Below are 20,741 nucleotides of genomic sequence, written 5' to 3' on the forward strand. Positions count from 1 at the left end.
AGCGCGATGGCCGCCCAGACGATTCCTAGCAGGACGTACGGGGTCAAGGGGCCACCGGCGTTGCCCCGTGGCTCGACGGGCCGGGTACTCATGGCCGGTCCTCGCGCATGGCGGCGTCGGTGTCGTAGAGGCGCCATTCGTCGCCGACCAGGGTCAGTGACACCGGTAGGCCGGGCCGTTCTCCCGTCTTGACGAGGTATCGCCCACGGCCGGGGTGCACGCTGCCGGGGATCCAGGCTTCGGGAGCGGCCCAACTGGCGACCAGTTCCCGTTCCGGGCCGGACAGTCGCACGACCTCGTTGACGCGGGCCAGTTCCCGGGGCGGTAGCCCGGCCAGGATCTTGATTGCGGAGCGTTCGATGAAGCCTTGGGCTTTGCTGCGGTCCTCCGTGGTGGGTAGCGCGTCGAGGTCGGCGAGTGAGTGCGTCACCATGACGCTGGCCATGCCGCGCTGGCGGTTCAGGCGGGTCAACGCGTCGGCGTGCTCGACGAGTCCGGACGCGCCGCGCAATGCCCGCCAGAGTTCGTCCATGACGGCGAGGAACTGTCGCCGGGGGGCGAGGCCCTTGTCCGCGAGGACGGCGGCGGCGTCGACCACCCCGAACGCGTACGCCCAGACCGAGAGCATGGCGGCGCTGACGAGCTGGTCACCGGCGGCGGCGACGTGGCCGATGTCGACGGAGACAGCGGGTGCGTCCAGGTCGATGGGGGTGCTCGTCGGGGCGTCGAACACGCCGCGCAGCGATCCCTCTAGCAGCAGGGCGAGGGTGGGGATCAGTTCGTCGACCCGGCGCCGGTACTCGCCGTCGGTGCGGGCGCGGGCGGCGGCGCGTAGCTCGTCGCTGCCGTCCTCGATGAGCTTCAGCACGTCGGGCACCGTCGGGTCGCGATCGAGCCGTTCGGCGAGAACGTCGATGACTCTGCCGAGGACGACTTCTTCGGGGTTGGTGATGGGGCGCCCGCGGACCAGGGCACACAGGGCGAGCAGTAGCGCCATCCGCCGGCCACGGATTTCGAGCCGGAGTTGCCGTTGTTCGAGGCCGCTCATCCGGGTGAGCGCGGCACCGAGTGGTCCGGAGTCCAGCGGGTTCAGCCGGTCCAGGCCCCGGCCGATGGTGATGACCTGGCCGCCCAGGTGTTCCACGAGGGGGGTGTAGTCGGGTTTGGTGTCGCCCAGGATCAGGGCGTGGGTGCCGCAGGCGACCATGCCGGTGATCAGGCGCTTGACGATGGTGCTCTTGCCGGCGCCGGGCTGGCCGAGGACGAACATTCCGGGGTTGGTGATCAGTCCGGCGCGTAGCCACTCCAGCGGGTCGAGGCAGACGACCTCGCCCCACAACTGGTGTCGGCCGATCGGGACACCCAGCGTCGGTGCGCCGCTGCCGGCGACGTAGGGGTAGAGGCCGCAGAGCTGAACGGTGGTGCCCTGGTACTCCATTCCGGGGTGGACGTGGCTGGCGCGGCCGGCGCCCGGGGCGCGTACGCCCCAGGCGGGGGCGAGCCCAGCGGTGTCCCCGAAGGCGGTACGGGTGCGTGGCATCGCAGTGTGCTCCTTCAAACGAGCGGTGGAATCAGCGCGGACAGGGATCACCCGGCCCGCCGCGATGTCCGCGACGAGGGGAGTAGGCGCGACAGGTCAGCGGGGCCAGTGACGGGCGAGCTGCGGTGGGCAGATGCCGCACGGCAACGTCGCGGCGAAGCCGGCGGATTGACTGGCCCGTAGCCGCCGGAGTCGGATCTTGGCGGTGTCGGCGCGGCTTTCGATGTCGGCGACGGCGCGGCCGAGTTGCTCGTTGTCCAGGACGGTGACGGTGGTGAAGAGGCTGAAGAAGCCCACCCCGGAGCCGGTGGCCTCTTCGCGGGCCGCGCGCAGCGCCCGCTCCCGGTCGGCTAGGTCGCGGGCCGACTCGTCGCGGCGCTGGGAGCGGTGGTAAGCCTGTCGGAACTGGGCGGCGTTGACCTCGGCTTCGACGATGCGGGCGGCTTCCCCGGCGGGCAGCGGACGGTAGAAGATGGTGACCCGCTTCGGGTGCGGGCCGGGGGCGAGCAGCCTTGCCAACACGTCGGCGTGTACCTGCTGGCGAGGTGCCTCGTGCAGAGCCCAGGACACCGAGACTCCCGAGTCGTGCACGTACCGGTCGAGGTGTTCTTCGGCCATGACCGGCCCGGCGGTTTCCCAGTCCAGCCAGCGACTCATGTCGACGCCCTGCTGGCCGGACAGCCGCGACACCTCGCCCCGGATAGCGGGGTCGAACGCGACGCGGACGGTGGCCGCGAGGTGGGCGGCGGTGGCGCGGCCGAGCACCGTGACGCCGCAGCCGCCGAGCGAGTCTTGCAGCCCTGGTAGCGCCCGGCTGACCTCGTCCAACGCCTCATCGACGGTGCGTGGCTTCGCGGGCGACGCGGCGGGGTTGAACGTGATCGAGAGCCTGGTTTCCACGTCCGCCGCAGCGGCGGGGGACACCTCCACGAGACGCTGGAGGACTCGGCGTGCGCTGGCCGGGGCGTTGGGCGCGATCCGCCGGCTGACGTAGTCGGTCAGCCGGGACCCGGGGTCGGGGGCGGTGTCCACCGTGACCGCCACCCACCGCACGATGGGCAGGTAGCCGAGGTTGGCCATCCATCCGCCCCAGTTGGCGACCCAGGTCGCGGTGGTGTCGGGGTCCGCGAGCCAGGTGGACGTTGCCGCGCACCGCAGCGTCACGGTCATCGTGCCGAGCCGCCGGTTGTAGACGACACCGAAGTCACCGCCGTGCTCGTCGGCCACGTCGAGCAGAACGGTAGGGGCGAGCAGGCCCGGCAGTTGCCAGGCGTGCTCGCCCGCGACCATCACCCCTGAGCGGTACGAGGTGTAGCCCCGGGTGGTGCCGATCGCCCAGCGCACCCGCTGGGCGATGCCGGCCGACAGCGGCATACCGTCCCACCGCACGACGATGAGACCGATGGTGATCAGGCATGGTGCCGCGACGACCGCGAGGGCCCGAATCCCGACGGATCCGGAGATGATCAGGACGGTGATCGCGGCGAGCACGACCCCGGTCTGCATCGGGCCGAGCCCGAGCAACCCCATGCCGCGGGACCGGCGCCATCCGCCGTAGGTGCGTACGGGTGCCTGGTCGGAGGCCATGTCAGCGTCCTTCCTGCATCGTCGCGCTGGTGGTGTTCGCTGCGGACTTGGCGGCCTGCGCGCCTGCCTGCGCCGCTGCCACTCCGGCGATGACGATCGGCGCTGCCGGACCCGTTGCGGCGCCCGCCGCTGCCGCGCCGCCCGACCCGGTGGTTGTTCCCGCGCTGGCCGGGGTGGTCGTCGCCGCGCTACTGGCGGCCGGGGTGACGTGGCCGTTGGTCACCGTCGCGGCAGGTGTGGACGGAGGAGCGGCTACCGCGCCGGTCGGGCCGTGCTCACCAGACCGGGGAAGGGCGGTGTCGATGTAGCGGGCATGGTCGGACGCGCTGCTGCCACCGACCGCCCGCAGGGACGACGCCGCGTGCAGCCCCGCCGCCATACCGGCGCCGAGCATCCCGATGCTGTTGCCACCGCCGGAACTGAGTGTTCCGGTGAACAGTTGGAAGAACTTGGCCATCGCCGGCAAAGCGATGATCGACAGCAGCAGCATCGCCAGGCCCATGATGAAGTCGCGGCCGTTGCCGCCCATCATCGTGAACGAGGTGGCGTAGACGGTTGCCGCCGCAGCCTTGTACGTCGCGAGCGTCAGCGCCCACGACAGCACCTTGGGCAGCCACGACGAGGTTCCCTGGGTGACCTTGCCGGCCGCCGCGAGTTGCAGGAGGCCGGCGAGAACGACGACGGAGCCCTCGCGGAACACCATCAGGATCGTTTGCAGCAGAGTCGCCAGCAGCACCACCATGCCCACGACGAGCGTGATGAACGGCGCGGTCGCCACCGCAGGTAGCAGCACCGCGGCCATCGCCGCGCTCATCGCCTCGTTCGGTGGTTGCGTCGAGTCCTTCAGCACCGCCTCGTTCAGCAGCCAATGGGCGTAGCTGTCGCCGGCCTTGAGGACCATGTGGGTGCCGGCGATACCGACGGCACCCCACAGGCCAGCCGTCCAGACACCTCGCACGGCCTGGAGCAGCGGCTCACCCTTGCGCGTAATGGTCATCGTGATGCCCTGCCACACCAGCCCGGCCACCAACACCAGGACCGTGATCGGCAGCAGGTAGCCACGGAGCTGCTGTGCCGGCCCGTCGGCGGTGTTGCACTGGGCGACCCAGTCACTAGGAGCGGTACCTGCCGGGCACAGGTTGGTGCTCGGCACCAGCAGCCATGACGCCAGGACCGTCACCATCCACGTGACCGCCTCCTCGACCGCCCCAGCGAGCCCACTGACGACCTGGTCGACCATGGAGTCGCGGATCTGCCCCGGGGCAGTGACGACGGCGGCGCCCCCGGCGATCACACCGGGACAGGTGATCGGCATGAACGGGTTACACATCGCTGACTCACCTGCCGCCCGGGAACACCGTGAACCCGCTGACATCGGTGACCAGCCACACGCTGCCGTCGAAGCTGCCACCCGCCGGGGCGATCAGCGCCCAGTCCGACCCGGTCCAGCTCACCCGGACCGCAGAGGCGGCCAGAACGCGCCGACCAGCGTCGGTGGCCGACTCCGTCAGCAGTTCCACCGCCGCCTCACCCGGCTCATACGCCGTGATCCGGTAGCCGCGCAGCGCCGCGTGCAGATCACCGACCGGTCCGCCGTAGCGGGCTCGCGCCGGGCCGCGCAGCTCGTCGTACTCCTGCGCCACCCGCGCCCGCATCGCCGCAGCATCGGGACCGACGACCTGCGCGTCGAACGTCGGGTGGAAGATGTCCGCGCCGACCTGAGGCGCTACCCGGGCCACGATGTGCACGGCGGCGAGAACCGCACCACCACGATCGTGGGAAAACCCCCGCGCCAGCCCGGACGAGGCATCGAACGGGCCACACAATGCCGATACCGGCACCACGACGCCCGCCACGTCGACCCACCGCAGATCGGCCGATAGATCGGCTTCGACTCCACCGGGAGCGGCATGCGGGGCCGGGACCGGCGACAGCGCCGGAGTGGCCTTCTCGCGGGTGACGAAGACAACCACGGCGGCGGCGAGCATCAGAGCCGCGACAACGACACTGGCGGCGGTCAGCCGACGGGTTGTCGTGCGGCGGGCACGCGCGATCACATCCTCGGTCACGTCACATCACCGCCCCGACGATCAGCGCGGCGACGGCACCAAGAGTGAGCCCGCCGAGCACCCACGGGATCCCGGCGGCACCGTCGGCGGCAAAGGAACTGCGGTTGCGCCGACCGACGGCCATCATGATCCCGCACGCCAGCAGGCCACCAACGCCACCAACAACCAAGATCCATTTCATCCAGCCGATGAACAGGTTGCCCAGCTCGCCGAGGCCGTCGGGCGCCACCGGGGCCGGGTTCGGAATGACTGGGTCCGGCGTGGGGGCCGCGACGACGATGTCGGCGGCCACGGTGAGGTAGTGAGTGAGCACGTCGTCCTCCGAGTCCGAGGTGACGACGCGCGGGATGCGCGTCTGCCGACGACGCTGATCGCCCAGGGCTGACGGCACCGTTACCGCCGCCGTTGACGGCGGCGCTACCACCTCTCCCGCCAGGTGTGGCAGCGGTAACGCCATCGGTGACCGGCGAGCGTCGGGGCATGTATGCGCGAACAGGACACCGGACACCGGCAGCCGTGCTGACGCTCGCCGTCATGACGCTCGTCGCCGGCTGCGGACGGCAACCCGACCCGAACGGCGACAGCGCAAGCGCACCGAGCCAGACCCCGCCGAGCCACCACGCCGCTGTGCAGGAGCCGCCTCCAGCGGCCGGAATCGACTACACCGACCCCGGACAGGTGTGCCGCGCGTTGGTGTCCGCACTGTTCAGCGCGGACACGCGCCGTGACGCGGGACCCGGAGCGGCCTACCAACGAGCCAGCGCGTTCATGGACGGTGCGCTCGCCGCCCAGAGCCAGGCCACGCGGCACGATGGACGCTGGGCGACCTGGACGGCCAACCGTGCCCGCCTGACGGTCGAGCAGTCGGCGCACGCCGACATCCATCAACCGCCGGACAGCAGCGTCGAGGCGTACCGCGCCCAGCGGGCCACGGTCACACCCGTCGGCGTCAACGGCTGGCGGGGATGGACCGAGCACACCACGGTCTACTGCACTCTGCGCCGCACCGACTCGGGCTGGCGGGTGAGGTATTACGACCTGGTCCCGGCGAGGTCGTGATGCCTGCCAAGACCCGCAGCCTCCTGGTGCTGGCCGTCACCGTCGTCGTGCTCGTCCCGCTGGCCCTCGTTGTCGTCACCGCCGTCGTGATGTCTGCGCCGTCCTACGCCTGCACCAGCAGACCCGTCGCCTCGTCTGGCCTGCCGGCTGCCACACCCGCCGCCACCCCGGCGCCGGCCTGGCCTGCCGAAGGGTCATGGGACAGCGAGCAGGTCAGCAACGCCGCCGTCATCGTCGACGTCGGCGCGCACCTCAACATGCCCGGCTTCGGCTGGGTCATCGCCGTGGCCACCGCCATGCAGGAGTCGTCGCTGCGGAATCTCCCGCGCGGTGACCGCGACAGCCTCGGGTTGTTCCAGCAGCGCCCCAGCCAGGGGTGGGGCAGCCCCGAGCAGATCCTTGACCCCCGGTACGCGGCGACGAAGTTCTACGAGAAGCTGCTGCACGTTCCCGGCTGGCAGAGCATGTCGCTCACCGCCGCCGCCCAAGCCGTGCAGATATCCGCGTACCCCGACGCGTACGCCAAATGGCAGTCCGAGGCACAGCACCTCGTCGACCTGATCACCGCTCGACTCGGGATCACCTGCACCGTCAGCGCAGGCGGACCCTGGCACCTGCCCCTGCCGAAGGACAGCTACGCGTTCGTGTCTCCCTACGGCATGCGGTGGGGGCGGATGCACCGCGGGATCGACCTCGCCGCGCCCACCGGCACCCCGATCCTCGCCGCCGCCGCAGGCACCGTCACCAGCGCGCAATGCACGAGCCCGTTCTGCGACCGGCCCGGTTCGTTCAATGTCCCCGGATGCGGCCTGGCGGTCGAGATCGACCACGGCGACGGGGTCGGCACCACCTACTGCCACGCCAGCTCCCTCAGCGTGCGCGTCGGCGACCGCGTCACCGCCGGCCAGCACATCGGGCAGGTCGGCTCCACCGGTCACTCCAGCGGCCCGCACCTGCACTTCCAGGTGCATCAACCCGCACCGCCGATCTCGAACGCCACCACCATCGACCCGGTCCCGTTCCTCCGGGGCGTCGGCGTCGAGCTGTAGCAAATCCGCACCTCACCGCGCGGCCGACGTACCACCCCTGACCATCCCGAGGAGAGCGTGATGGACCAGCACACCGCCACCGCAGCGCTCCAGGCGATGACCCCTCGCCTGATGGGCGCACCAATTCACGACTTGGCGGCAGCGGCGTCGGCGGCCTGGAACGCGCACCGCGACACCAGCCTCATGCAGGTCGCCGCGATGCGCGCAGTCGTCGACGCCGCATGGGGACCGGGCCAGCGGGCCGGCGTCCAGCGTGGTCAGCAGATCACCGGCGCCTTCCTGGCCTCCACGATCCTGCGCCGCGCGGAGCCGCCCCAGCCCGGGATGCCCAGCATCCACCGGCTGGTCGCCACCTGGCTGCACGCCGCCCGCGTGGAGCCACACCGCCTCAGCGGCTACCTGACCCAAGCCGGCTGGCAGCACACCGCGACACAACAGAACGCCGACCTCTACACGGCCAAGGGCTCGATCACCGCAAGCACGCCCCGGCCGACGGTCGCCGTGCCGCACGCCCACCACGCGGATCACGAGCTGGCGATGCTCCACGCCGCCACGTTGCTGGCTGGGCTGGAACAGCGCGACGTCACCCAGGTCCTCGAAGACCTCGCCCCGTCACCGCCGGCCCGCGCGCCGATGAGCCTGCGGGCACTGGACCTGCTCGCCGTGGCGTACCAGGCGACCAAAGACGCGACCCTGGCCGCACCGGTCCTACGTGACGAAGGCCCCGACCGAGGCCCACAGGACACGGACTACCGCACCGCGCTCGGGGACTGGACCGACGACACCGAGGCCGGGCGCCTCGCCGCAGCCGTCCGCGTGGGATACGTGCACGGCTTGCGCCAAGGCCACGACGCCGGAAGCTGGTCACTCGCCGGCAACGTCCTCGACCGGGTCAACAACGTCATACCCGAGTACATCCAGCAGTCCCTGCTGATCGACGGGCGCAACGGGTACGAGTGGCTGCGCACCGCCGAGGTCGACGCGCGATGGGCAGCGAACGCGGACGGACTCCGCCGCATCTCCCACCCCGACTACCAAAGCCCACCGGACCTCTCACCACTCGTCGCCTTCCCCCTGCCAGCGCCGGCACCCGACCAGGAAGACCGATCCGCGACCGCCGCGGCGCAGCAACCTGGCCGATCACCCGCGACACGCTTGGCGTTCGCACCGCTGACGGTCGCCACCCGACCGAGCCCTCCCATCGCCAACGGACACCGGACCGATCCGCCGTACCGGTTCCCACCCAGCCCAGGCCAGACACGATGACCCGCCCGGATGGCCGACGAGAAATCTCCACCGCCGATTTGACGCACGACCCGGTGGCCGCGCCACACTCTGACCACGCAGCGGAGGAGCCCACGGATGTCGCAGCTGTACGCAGCCCAAGCCAAGGAGCACTGGACGCGGACCTGGCCGGACCGGGTTCGGGACCTGGAGGACCCGGAGGCGTTCTTCACCCAACTGGGCCAGGACATCGCCGAGGCGATCGAGACGACGACACGAACGCTCGCCGGCGAACCCCCGGCAGGGGAGAGCTACCTGAGCCGCCTCCAGCGGCTCAACACCGCCCGGCACACGGCGGAGAGCCACGTGATGCGGACGATGGTCTACCTGGAGCCCGACCAGACCGACTAGATTCCGCCCGCCCTCGGTTCCGGCCCACAGGTCAGCACGACCTCGCGCCGTCGGGAGAACGCGCACGAGTCGACGCCAACCTCGTCGCCGTGCGGATCCTGCGTGCCCTGCACGCCGAGCAGCGGCCCGCCACCCCGGACGAGCAACAACTGCTTGCCCGATGGTCCGGCTGGGGCGCCACGCCGCAACTGTTCGACGAGCGGGACAAGTACGCCCACCGATTCGCCGCCGAACGCGCCGAGCTGCGGGACCTGCTCGGCGACGACGGCTACCAAGCCGCCCGCACGACAACACTGAACGCGCACTACACCGACGCGTCCTACGCCCAAGCAATGTGGGACGCCCTTCGCGACCTTGGCCTGACCAGCGGGCGGGTACTCGAACCCGGCTGCGGCAGCGGCAACATGATCGGCCTGGCACCCGACGGCGTCCAGATGGTCGGCGTGGAACTGGACCCCACCACCGCACAGATCGCCCAGGCGCTCTACCCGGACGCTCAGATCCTCGCTGAGTCGTTCGCCGACACCCGCATCAGCGAACACACCTTCGACGCCGCCATTGGCAACGTGCCCTTCGGCAGCCACAGGCCCCACGACCCGCAGTACAACCCCGACCGTCGACACTCCATCCACAATCACTTCATCCTCAAGGCCCTGCACCTTGTGCGGCCCGGCGGTGTCGTCGCCCTGATCACCTCCCGCTACACCATGGACGGCACCGACACCGCCCACCACCAAGCCCGTGCACAGATGGCGGACCTCGCTGACCTCGTCGGCGCCGTCCGGCTGCCCGCCACGGCACACGCCGTCGCGGCCGGCACCGAGGTCGTCACCGACCTACTGATCCTGCGTCGCCGCCCACCGGACGCCACCCCCACACCCGCGACCTGGCTGACCGCGCAGCCAACCGTCCTGCCCGGCGCCCGCGACGGCATCGAGGCGGCCAACATCCCCGTCAACGAATATTTCCTCGCCCACCCCGAGCTGGTCCTCGGCGACATCGTCGTCGACACCAGCCGCACCGGACCCGCACTCACCGTGCGGTGCACCGGGCCGACCGACGACGCGCTCATCGACGCGCTGCGCCACATCACCACCGATGCGCGTACCCGCGGCCTCGTCGTCACCCCCGCCGCTGCGGCCGTCGAGAACCAGCCCGACATCGTGTTCCACGGCGAACTCCAACGGCAGGAAGGTCTCTTCGAGGACCTCGGCGACGGACGGGTCACCCAGATCATCAACGGACGGCCCGCCTGCCATGACCCGCCCAAGACCCAGCTCGCGGAACTGCGGGCGCTGATCCGGCTCCGCGCCACCGTGGTCGCGCTGCTCGACGAAGAGGCCGCGCATCGCGAAGACACCCCCACGATGGCCACCCTGCGCACCGACCTCAACCGCTCCTACGACACCTACGTCTCCCTGTACGGCCACATCAACCGGTACAAGTCCTCCACCAGCACCCGCCGCGACGCCAAGACCGGCCAGCAGGTCGAGAGCGAACAACGCCGGTACCCGCCGATGGGCGGCTTCCGCTCTGACCCGTTCTGGCCGTACGTCAGCGCGCTGGAGGACTTCGACGACGAGACACAGGACAGCACCAAAGCCGACGTCTTCCACACCCGCGTCGTCGTCCCCCCGTCACCGATCACCCGCGCGGAATCCCCGGACGACGCCCTCGTCATCTGCTGGGACACGTACAACGAGATCCGCCTCGACCACATCGCCGCGCTGCTCGACCTCGACAACGAAGAGCAGGCCCGCGAGGCACTGGGCGACTTGGTCTACGAAGAGCCCGGCACCGGACAGCTCATCCGCAAGGCGGAGTACCTGTCCGGCAACGTGCGCCGCAAACTCGCCGCCGCCCACGCCGCCGCGCAGACCGACGCGCGGTTCGCCACCAACGTCGAGGCCCTCCGTCGGGTGGTACCCCGGGACCTGACACCCGGCGAGATCGAGGCCCGCCTCGGCTCCCCGTGGATCGACGCCCGCTACGTCCAGCAGTTCCTCCGCGAGATCCTGGAAGACGAGCGGATAACCGTCAGCAACATCGGCGCCCGCTGGTCGGTCAGCGGGGGCAGCAAAGACACCGTCCTCGCCCACACGGTCTGGGGCACGAAGGCCCGTTGCGCCCAGGACATCGCGGCGAACCTGCTCAACAGCCAGGCCATCGAGGTCACCAAGACCAAAGACGTCGGTGGCGGCAAGAAGGCCACGGTCAAGGACACCGAGGCCACCGCGTTCGCCCAGGCCAAAGCGCAGCAACTCGACGCCCGGTTCCGTGCCTGGCTGTGGGAAGAACCGCAGCGTTCCGCCGCCCTCAGCGCGACCTACAACGACCGGTTCAACGCTCTCGTCCCGCAGTCCTTCGACGGAGAGATCGTCACCGCGCCCGGCATGTCCTCCGCCGCATACCGTCTGCTCCCGCACCAGATGGCGGCCGTCGCCCGCATCCGCAACACCGCTGGCGTCGGCCTGTATCACGGCACCGGCGCCGGCAAGACGCTGGAGATGATCGTGGGCGGGATGGAACTCGTCCGCCTCGGACTGGTCAGCAAGCCCGCCTACGTCGTCCCCAAGGACGTCCTCGGCCAGTTCCAACGCGAGTTCCTGCGCGCCTACCCCCGGGCCCGGATCCTCGCGGCGGATTCCGACGACCTCCGCGGCGACAAGCGGCGACAGTTCGTAGCCCGCTGCTCGACGGGCACCTGGGACGCGATCATCCTGTCCCACAACGCCTTCAAGAAGATCCCGGTCAGCAAAGCCGTCCAGGTCGACTACATGAACGCCCAACTCGACCGCCTCCAGGCGCACCTGACCAACGCCGAAGACGCGGACAGGTTCACCGTCAAGGACATCGAGAAGCAGGTCGAAAACCTAAAGGAAGAGATCAAGGAACTGCTCGCCAAGCCCAGCGACGCGGGCGTTGAGTTCGAGCGCACCGGCATCGGCTACCTGTTCATCGACGAAGCGCACGTCTACAAGAACCTGCGCGTGATCTCGTCCATCACCGAGCTGGCCCACAAGGGCAACCAGATCACCGCCGACCTCGATATGAAGCTCGGCTACCTACGCCGCACCTACGGCCGCCGGGTGGTCACCCTCGCCACGGCGACACCGCTGGACAACTCCCCAGCCGAGATCATGACCATGACCAAGTACGCCGCCCCCGAGCTACTGGCCGACGCCGGCATCGAGGAAGACGACCAGTTCCACGCCACCTTCATCCAACCCCGACGCCGGGTGGAGATGACCGCCGACGGCAGCCGGTTCGAGTCCAAGACCCGCTACGCCCGCTTCGTGAACATCCCCGAGCTGCAACGACTCCTGTTCAGCTACGCGGACATCAAGACCAAGAAAGACCTCAAGCTGGGCGAGCCGACCATCATCGGTGGCCAACAGGAGATCCTCACCGTCCCCGCCTCGCCGCAACTTCGCGCCCACATGGCCGGACTCGCGATGCGCGCCCGCGCGGTCACCGGCGGCGGCCGGCCACCGCTGCGCCTCACCGTGAACGGGGAGATGAAGGAAGACAACATCCTGTGGATCTCCAACGACGGTCGGGCCGGATCGCTGGACCTGCGCCTCGTCGGCAGCTCCACCCGCCAACCCCAGAAGATCGACGTCACCGCCGACCGGATCGCCGACATCTGGTCCGACCACAAGGACGATGTCTACTTCGACGCGAACGGCGAGCCCGAGCCCCGCCGAGGCAGCCTCATCCTCGTCTTCTGCGACCTCGGCGTGCCCAAGGACGGCTGGAACGTCTACGAGGAACTGCGTGACAAACTCGTCAGCCGAGGAGTCCCCGCCGCGGAGATCCGTTTCGCTCAGGAAGCGAAAGACCAACGGCGAAAGGCCCTGCTCCAGCAGGACGCCCGCGACGGAAAGATCTCCGTCCTCGTCGGCAGCCGCGCCAAACTCGGCACCGGCGTCAACATCCAACGCCGGGTCATCGCCATCATCCAGATGGACCCCACCTGGAAGCTGACCCCGATCACGCAGAGCCTGGGACGCGGCCAACGGCAGGGCAACGCCAACCCCGCCATCCACCACATCTTCCTGGTCACCGAGAACTCCTACGATCCGTTTTTCTGGCAGAAGGTCGACACCAAAGCCAAGTTCACCGACCAGATCCTCGACGCGAACAACACCGCCCGCACCATCGACGCCGCCGAGGACGACACCGGCGGACGGATCGAACCCGCCGTCATGTTCGCCGTCGGCGCCGGACGACCCGAACTCCTCGAACTCGCCCGAGTCGAAGAAACCTTCAGCGCCCTGGAACTGGAGCGGCGCATCTGGCACAACGAGCAGTTCACCTTCAAGACCACCATCGCCCAAAGCCGCCGCACCATCACCGACCTTGAACACAGACTCCAGCAGGCGGACCACGTCATCGCCCGCCGTCCCGACCTACGCGGCGACGCGTTCTCCATCACCCTCGCCGACCGCACCTACGAGCGACGTGCCGACGCAGGCGCCGCGCTCATCGGTGGCCTGCACGCCGCCGCCCGCAACCTGTCCCGAGGCGGCAAGAAACACCTCGAACTCGGCACGTTGGGCCCGTTTCCGCTCAGCGCCCTCATCGAATACCCCGTCATCGGCTCCACCATCGCCACGATCACCCTTCACGAGGTACCCGAGGGGATGCTCTGGCTCGACGTCAAAGACCTACCCGACCAGGACCCCACCGGACTCATCCGCAAGATCGAGAACCGGCTGACCAACGTCGACACCGTCCGCCAGCGCGACGCCGACCACATCGCACGCCTACGCATCAACATCGAGCAGGCAGAAAGCCGTGTCGGTCAGCCCTTTCCGCGTCAAGACGACCTTGACCACAACGCGGCCCGGCTGCGAGAACTTCAGGCAGAGCTGAAAATCCTTGACGCCACCCCTGCCACTGACGTCGAGCCCGTACCTGACCCGGTCGACCATCACCCGCCGTCAACCTCGGTCGCCTCCGCGCCGACCACCCGGCACGACGCGAACCTGCACGCCCCAGCACAGGTCCCGGCCGTAGGGGGCACCGCCGCACCCACGGCATCCGCTCGCGAGCCCGACGCGCCCGGCCTTCCGGAGCGCGTCACCTCCCAGTCCGGTGGAGCCACTTTCGGCAATTTGGATGGCCAGGAGTCCGACGAGGCTCAGGAAGCCCTCGGCGCTGACCATCCTCACGTTGCCGCTCTGCTGGCTCGCGCCTGCGACGATGACCGGCTGCGGCAGGCGGCCCACGTCAACGATCTGGACAATTTCGTCCACGTGATCGCGCCCTGGCTCAACGACCAGATGATGGCTACGTTCGACACCGACCCGAACAACGAACTGGCCCGCGCCTACCTCGCCGACTCTCGCGTCGTGCGCCAGCTCGAACAAACCCTCGGCGAGCAGGTGCGGCATCGGGTACACCACGACAACGCGCCTCGTGACAGCGAAACCCACGCCGACGCCAGCACCGACCAGAAGCCCACCAACCCCGCCAGGCAGGCTGCGCAGCCGGCCCCGCAGTCAGCCGAAGGCTCCACCGACACGAACGAGGCACCACCCGCTTCGCCGGTGACCGCCCACGGTGAGCACACGACCGGCGGCGCGGCACCGCACGATGCTGCTCACGCTGGTCGCACATCAGGGCAGCTGACGCCGGATCGGCAGACAGAGCCCACGACCGCCGACATCCCGGACAGCAACGATCAACCGCCGTCGCACCAGCAGCCGCCAATCGAACCGGAGCCGCCGCACGACCAGGGCGCAACGCGTGCTCCTTCCATCAATGACGACGAGAACCGGCCAGAGCAGCAGGACCAGGCGAACGGCATACCTCCGGAGACACAGCGGGTTCGACGTGGGCACGCGTTCTACCCGCCTGCCGACCTCCCAGTGCCACCGCTGTATGCCACCGAACGGCAATCTCCCGGCGACAAGACGATCTTCTTGCACTACTTCAGCCCGAGTAGCGACTGGTGGCTGGCCGAGTACGACCCGAAGACCGGCCTGGGCTTCGGCTACCTCTGCGCCAACGGCGACGACCAGAACACGGAATGGGGCTACGTCAGCCTGGTCGAACTCGAAAAGATCCGCGCCAACCGGGGTCTACTGATCGTTGAGCGGGACCTGCACTGGACTCCCAAACCAGCCCGTGAGGCAAACCTGCCCGGCTGGAGGGCAGACACCCGAGCGACCGCTGTAGCTGCGGAACCAGCCCCACAGGCAGACCAGAGCCCATCGCTGCCGCACACCGAACCGGAACCGCCAACACCCACCGTGCCCCACAAATCGGGCCATGACACCGATTCTTCCGTCGCGCCGGCCCCAGCCCCACCTGAGCGCGCCGAAGCCCCGAAAGCCATCGACCCACAGCCGCCCACCGACGACGCCCCGCCGGCTGCTGATGCCGCGGATGGCGGCACGACCCGCCCAACCGGCGGACCTCCACCCCTCGACCGCGACATTACGGCAGCCTTCCCCGGCGGCACCCCCTACACGAGCCGCAACCGCATCCGGGGACCACTGCGTAGCACCAAGACGGCGGCAAATCAGGTCGTCCGCCTGCCCCGCTGGAAGTCCATGACCCAGTCGCCCGCCGGGCAGTACCAGGCCGAGAAGAAGCTCGCGGCCACCATCGACGAGTTCAAGACACTCACCGTCGACAGCGATCCGCACGCACTGCTTGACCTGTCCGTACAACTGGCACGCCAGTCCCGTGCCGTACGCGCAGCACGGGACCGGCCCGGCGTTGACCCTGTCTTGGCGATGCTGCACGACCTCGCCCGAATCTCGTCCACCCTCGCCGCGAACCTGGTGGCCACCGCCGCCAACTCCAAAACCTGGCAGCGCATCTTCCCCACGTCAGCCACCCCGCCCCTACCACCAGTCCAGCCCCTCGCGTCGAAAGACATAGCCTCCAGTGGCGAGCCACCCTCTACGGCCACACCGTCCTCACCGAGTTCACCCGTCGTGCAGGCTGTCGACGACACCCAACAGCCAACCGGGCCAGCCGTCACCGACACACCTCGGTCTCCCGCTGCCGTAGCCGAGCCGCCGGCTGACGAACTGCCGGCGGGCGAGCCGGCACTACGCCCCGACCCCGACCCGTACCTGCTCCGCGACACCTGGAGCAGCCGTATCCAGATCACCGTCGACGACGCCGGTATCACCATCACCGGAACGCGGGGAGGCCCACAGGAGGACGGCCTGCGTTCCGTCCTGAAGGGCCACCGGTTCCGCTACGTCGACGGCCGATGGCGATACTTCGGGCGCCGCGCCGACCGTGACCGTGCGCTCGACGACATCACCACCTGGTTGCAGGAACACGATGACGCGGAGCAGGCCGGCGACGCCCCGCTGCCACAGATCACCCCCACTGAGCAGCAGCAGCGCATCCTCGACGCCTATCAGCAGGGCAAGACGATCGTCGTGCAAGCCCTGGCCGGCACCGGCAAGACCAGCACCCTGTTGATGCTGGCCCGCCTCGACACCCGGCGCATCGCCTACATCGCCTTCAACCGAAGCATCGCCGACGAGGCGCAACGGAAGTTCCCCCGCCACGTCACCGCAGACACCTCCCACGCCTACGCCCGCGCCGGACTCCACCACACGCCACTACGCGACAAGGTCGCCAAGGTCGGACCACGCAGCGAAGGCGCCCGGTGGCCCGAGGAATGGGCCGACACCCTCGGCATCACCGAACCCTTGGGTCCACAGGCCCTCGCTCCCGAAGCAGTGGCCAAGTTCGTCATGGCCGCCGTCCGCAAGTTCCGCGAGAGCGCCGACGACACCATCAGGCCACAGCACCTGCCCGACACCCTCCGGCAGCCCGAGGCGCACACGGTCGCCGCCGCCGTCCTCGTACTCGCCGAGCAGGCATGGGCCGACCTCACCAGTCCCGACGGCCGCCTGCGCATGGACCACGACGACTACGTCAAGGTCTGGGCACTGGGCAGGCCCCGTCTGCCCTACGACGTGATCTTCTTCGACGAGGCCCAAGACATCTCGCCGGTCCTAGCGAAGGTCATCAACGACCAGCCGGTGCAGAAGGTCGTCGTGGGCGACTCCAACCAGTCGATCTACGGCTTCCGAGGTGCGGTGGACGCCCTGCGGGGCTGGCCGGCGGACGTGGTCCTTCCGTTGACCCAGAGTTGGCGGTTCGGGCCTGCGGTCGCCGACATCGGCAACCAGTTCCTCGCGCTGCTCGACTCCACCTGGCGCCTGGTCGGCAACCCCGCCCTCACCTCCACCATCGGACCCGTCACCGAGCCAGACGCGATTCTCGCCTGGACCAACGCCGGGGCGGTCGCCGCCGTGTACGAGTCGTTCGACGCCGGCCGCACCGTGGCCCTCGTCGGCGGTGGACGCACCATCGAGGACATCGCCAAAGCCGCCAAAGATCTCCAAGCCGGCCGCCCCACCACGCACCCCGAACTGTCCGGCTTCGCTCACTGGGGCGAAGTGCGCGAGTACGTCGAGTCGGACGAGGACGCGCAGTCCCTGCGAGCCTTCGTCCGCCTCGTCGACCGCCGTGGCGCCGACGAACTGATCTACATGGCCAAGGAACTCGTCCCCGAGGAGCGGACCGACGACCACGGCAAACCCGCATACGACGTCATCGTCAGCACCGCCCACAAATCCAAGGGCCGTGAGTGGCCCCACGTCCGGATCGCCGACGACTTTCCACAACCGCAGGAGAGCACCGAGACCGGAGAAGTCGTTCTGCCCGCCGCCGAGATGCTGCGCCTGGCGTACGTCACCGCCACCCGAGCCAAAGAACGCCTCGACCTCGGATCACTGGACTGGATCCAGAACCTCGCCGGCTCCCCACCAACTGCGGCGACACCGGACACCGGCCGAACCCCCGCCACCCAAACCGCCGCCGAGGCAGCGCCGCAGCAACTCGACCTGTTCGCGACGGTCCCGCCTACCGACAACACGGCCACCACCAAAGATGAACAGGAGCACCACCAGACCCCGGCGACGCCGCTGCATGAACCAGCCCGCGAACAGGCCGGTGGCCCGCCGACACCCGAGGACGATCACCCGGAGCCAGTTCAAGGTGCGGAGGAAGGCGAGCATCCGCCCTCATCCGCCGACTCGCACCAGTCCGGGACCGATGAGGAGCCACCGGAGCCCGCTGTCGCCCAAGACGACCCGCCGAACCTGAGACCAGGCTCAACGCCAGTAGCCGTCATGACCCGATACACGTCGGTGAACAGCACCTTCCGCGTCGAGCGCGGCAAACGCTGGATCAAGGTCGTGGAGGACTCAGGTTCCGCGTACGCCTTCGTCGATCCCACCACTGACGAGTGGTACTACGCCAAAGACTGGCGCAGCCCAAACACACGGCGCCCACTCAACGCCGACGAGCGCACCTGGCTTGCCGCCCAACTTCCCAACGACCTACCTCAGCCCGCCTCCACCACCGCGCTACCGAAGCCCGTCAACCTCGACCCGGAAAACGTCGACGTATCAGCCCTATCAGCGGAGGATAGCGCTGTCGATCACAGCGCTCGCGAGACGCCGCGGCCAGAATCCGGCACGAACCCTGCGGCAGCCACCACCGAGCCCACCCAGGAACAGGCCGATTCGCCGCCGGCCGCTCACGACCCGATCCCCACCGCAGAAACCGCTGCGGCGCCTGCCGCCCCAGTACCCGACCCTGTCCCCATCCTCGCCACCACCGGCGACGTCCCGCCCGAGCCTGCCGACGACACCTCCGAGCCCTCGGCATGGCCAACGCCAGCGCGTCGAGCCCAACTCATCAAGGCCATCGAGGACCACGCGTCCCGCTACACCGCGCAGAACACCAACGGATACGTCAACTCCCCAGCCCGATACGTCGCCACCACCCACGTGCCCGGCGGCGCCAGCAACGAGGAGTGGACATGGATCTCCGACTACATCGCCGAACACCCCGACATCCTCCACCGCCGACCGCTGAGCCAGGACGAGCTACGCGAACGCGACCGCGCTGCCTCCCAAGACCTGTCCGTCCGCGCCGAGAGAGCCCTCGAAACAGGCGACTACGACACCGCCCTCGCCATCGTCGACGAAGCCGAGCCCCTCTACCTACACATCGAACCCTGGGATCAATACCGCCAGTTCATCCGGGCCGAAGCAGCCAACCACCAACCCCCCACACCAGCCCCCGAAACCCCACCAAGCCCAGCCACAGCAGACGACTCCACAACCGCCGACGACGAATCCTCGCCCGCCGGGCAGTCCGCGCAGCCAGCCTTGCCGGAGACGAAGCAGACAGCTGAAGAGCCCCCGGCGCCGATCACACCGCACGCAGAGGACCCTGGCGACAACGCGGCGCGCCCTCCGAACAGTGACCGGCTGCACGCCAACCCCACCCACGAAGCAGAAGACCTGACCACGCCCCGACAGGACTCAGCCGACGACGCGACGCCGGCCACCGCACCGGCCGACCCGTTCGCGCCCTTCACCCCCGTGGAAGCCGCCCGGATCGCCCACGCCACCGAAGACTGGGCAGCAAACTGGCACGGACAGGTCACCGGCTCTACCTTCGGCCGGCAGGACGCGATCCGGTACGTCGCCGAGGGCCACCTCCAACAGCTCCAGGGACACTCCCTCGCCGAGGTCATGGCAGCCGTCGAAGCCCACCTCGACGCCCACCCAGAGATCCTTCACACGGGTCGCCTCACCGACGAGCAGCGCAACCAGCGCCAACAACAACGCAACGAGCAGGCTCAGAACCTCTCCAAGGCCAGCTACCGCGCCTTCAAAGCTGGCGACCTGGACACAGCCCAAGCGCTCATCGACCAGGCCCAGACCGCATCCCCCGACTACCAACCACCCAGAACGACCTGGACCGACATCCGCGCACGGATCACCGCAGCCCGCCACGCCCAGGCGCCGTCACACCTCGCCCCACCACAACCAACCCCGCCACCAACCCCCAGCGGACACCGGCAGCAGCCCGCCGAACCTCGCTCCACCAGCCGCCGGGAACCAGCATCACCGCCCACCCGAACCACACGTACCCGGCAGCCCACCCCAACGGCCACTCCCGAACGACCCGCAACCCATCGCCCCACCCCGCCCCGCAGCGAACCCGACGACCTCCGCCAGTGGGAAGACCGCGCGGCAATGTACGAACGATGGACACAACTCGCCGCAACGACCAACCACCCCGGCATGTACCTCCACCGACCCGGCCAGCCACCCCAGCCACTTACCCCAGCCCAGGCCATCGACGCGTTCAACACGATGATCGAATGGGTACGCCGCACCGGCGGAGTCGGCGCCCGACTCGCCTACAACGGCGTCTACATCAGCCTCGGCGCCACCGGCGAACCCAATCCCCAACTCCGCATCGCCGTCGGTCACCGCACCGCCCACACCGACCTACCGCTGGCAGATCCATGGCCGCCCCCGACCACCCGCGGAAACCTCCTACGCAAGATCGTTCACTACATAAGCGCAGCTCAGGCGCGATCATTGAAACTGCGGAGACGCATCGCTGACGTAGGGCGAGGTGCCCTATTTCCGAGCCGCCAGGCCTCCTCCAGCCGCAGCTGGCAGTCACCAGTCGGCGCACCCTCGCCCCAGGGTGCGTCTACGGCCAAACCATCAAGAGCATCCCATTTCGCCCCGCCGAAGCCGGGCTCGGCGAACCGAGCCAGGGGTTTCGTAGGCAGTCGGTGATCCATGAACGACGATGCGGATCAGGAACCGCGCCAGGGCCTTCAACAGTCCCATGCGACTTACGACCAGATGGCCGGGAGTCGGTCGGGGCAGGGGCGTGCCGGCGAATCACGTCGATCAGCGATGGTGACATACGCGTGTG

General features: G+C 69.2%; 10 protein-coding genes. 5 read left to right on the plus strand and 5 right to left on the minus strand.

All coding sequences use genetic code 11. From position 1 onward, the window contains the following. Positions 1-88: 88 nt before the first annotated feature. From ACIBMZ_RS26610 to ACIBMZ_RS26630, 5 genes are all read right to left on the minus strand, one after another. Positions 89-1,540 carry a hypothetical protein gene (locus ACIBMZ_RS26610; protein WP_396698336.1) on the minus strand — a complete coding sequence of 484 codons (1,452 nt, stop codon included), beginning with the start codon at positions 1,538-1,540 and terminating at the stop codon, positions 89-91. 96 nt (positions 1,541-1,636) lie between these two features. After that, the gene (locus tag ACIBMZ_RS26615) at positions 1,637-3,127 is read right to left on the minus strand and encodes an SCO6880 family protein (protein ID WP_396698338.1); all 1,491 of its coding nucleotides are present in this window, start codon (positions 3,125-3,127) and stop codon (positions 1,637-1,639) included. 1 nt (position 3,128) lies between these two features. Further along, complete coding sequence (locus tag ACIBMZ_RS26620; RefSeq protein ID WP_396698340.1) at positions 3,129-4,457, minus strand: hypothetical protein; 1,329 nt, start codon at positions 4,455-4,457, stop codon at positions 3,129-3,131. 7 nt (positions 4,458-4,464) lie between these two features. Then, complete coding sequence (locus ACIBMZ_RS26625; protein WP_396698342.1) at positions 4,465-5,196, minus strand: hypothetical protein; 732 nt, start codon at positions 5,194-5,196, stop codon at positions 4,465-4,467. Between the two features lies 1 nt (position 5,197). Then, positions 5,198-5,587: a hypothetical protein gene (locus ACIBMZ_RS26630; RefSeq protein ID WP_396698344.1), complete on the minus strand. Its 390-nt coding sequence runs from the start codon at positions 5,585-5,587 to the stop codon at positions 5,198-5,200. Positions 5,588-5,730: 143 nt separating this feature from the next. Here ACIBMZ_RS26630 and ACIBMZ_RS26635 point away from each other — a divergent pair, with 143 nt between their 5' ends. The 5 genes from ACIBMZ_RS26635 (at position 5,731) to ACIBMZ_RS26655 (ending at position 20,599) form a co-directional block, all read left to right on the plus strand. Then, the gene (locus tag ACIBMZ_RS26635; RefSeq protein ID WP_396698346.1) at positions 5,731-6,255 is read left to right on the plus strand and encodes a hypothetical protein; all 525 of its coding nucleotides are present in this window, start codon (positions 5,731-5,733) and stop codon (positions 6,253-6,255) included. Beyond that, positions 6,255-7,304: a M23 family metallopeptidase gene (locus ACIBMZ_RS26640; RefSeq protein ID WP_396698348.1), complete on the plus strand. Its 1,050-nt coding sequence runs from the start codon at positions 6,255-6,257 to the stop codon at positions 7,302-7,304. The genes ACIBMZ_RS26635 and ACIBMZ_RS26640 overlap by 1 nt, the downstream gene beginning before the upstream one ends. A 60-nt stretch (positions 7,305-7,364) precedes the next feature. Continuing rightward, complete coding sequence (locus tag ACIBMZ_RS26645; RefSeq protein ID WP_396698350.1) at positions 7,365-8,570, plus strand: hypothetical protein; 1,206 nt, start codon at positions 7,365-7,367, stop codon at positions 8,568-8,570. 96 nt (positions 8,571-8,666) lie between these two features. Next, complete coding sequence (locus tag ACIBMZ_RS26650) at positions 8,667-8,939, plus strand: hypothetical protein (protein ID WP_396698352.1); 273 nt, start codon at positions 8,667-8,669, stop codon at positions 8,937-8,939. Between the two features lie 89 nt (positions 8,940-9,028). Beyond that, on the plus strand, positions 9,029-20,599 hold the full coding sequence (locus ACIBMZ_RS26655; protein WP_396698354.1) for a UvrD-helicase domain-containing protein: 11,571 nt from the start codon (positions 9,029-9,031) through the stop codon (positions 20,597-20,599). The last annotated feature ends 142 nt before the right edge of the window (positions 20,600-20,741 follow it).

Source organism: Micromonospora sp. NPDC049900, from assembly GCF_044461025.1.
Classification (GTDB): Bacteria; Actinomycetota; Actinomycetes; order Mycobacteriales; family Micromonosporaceae; genus Micromonospora.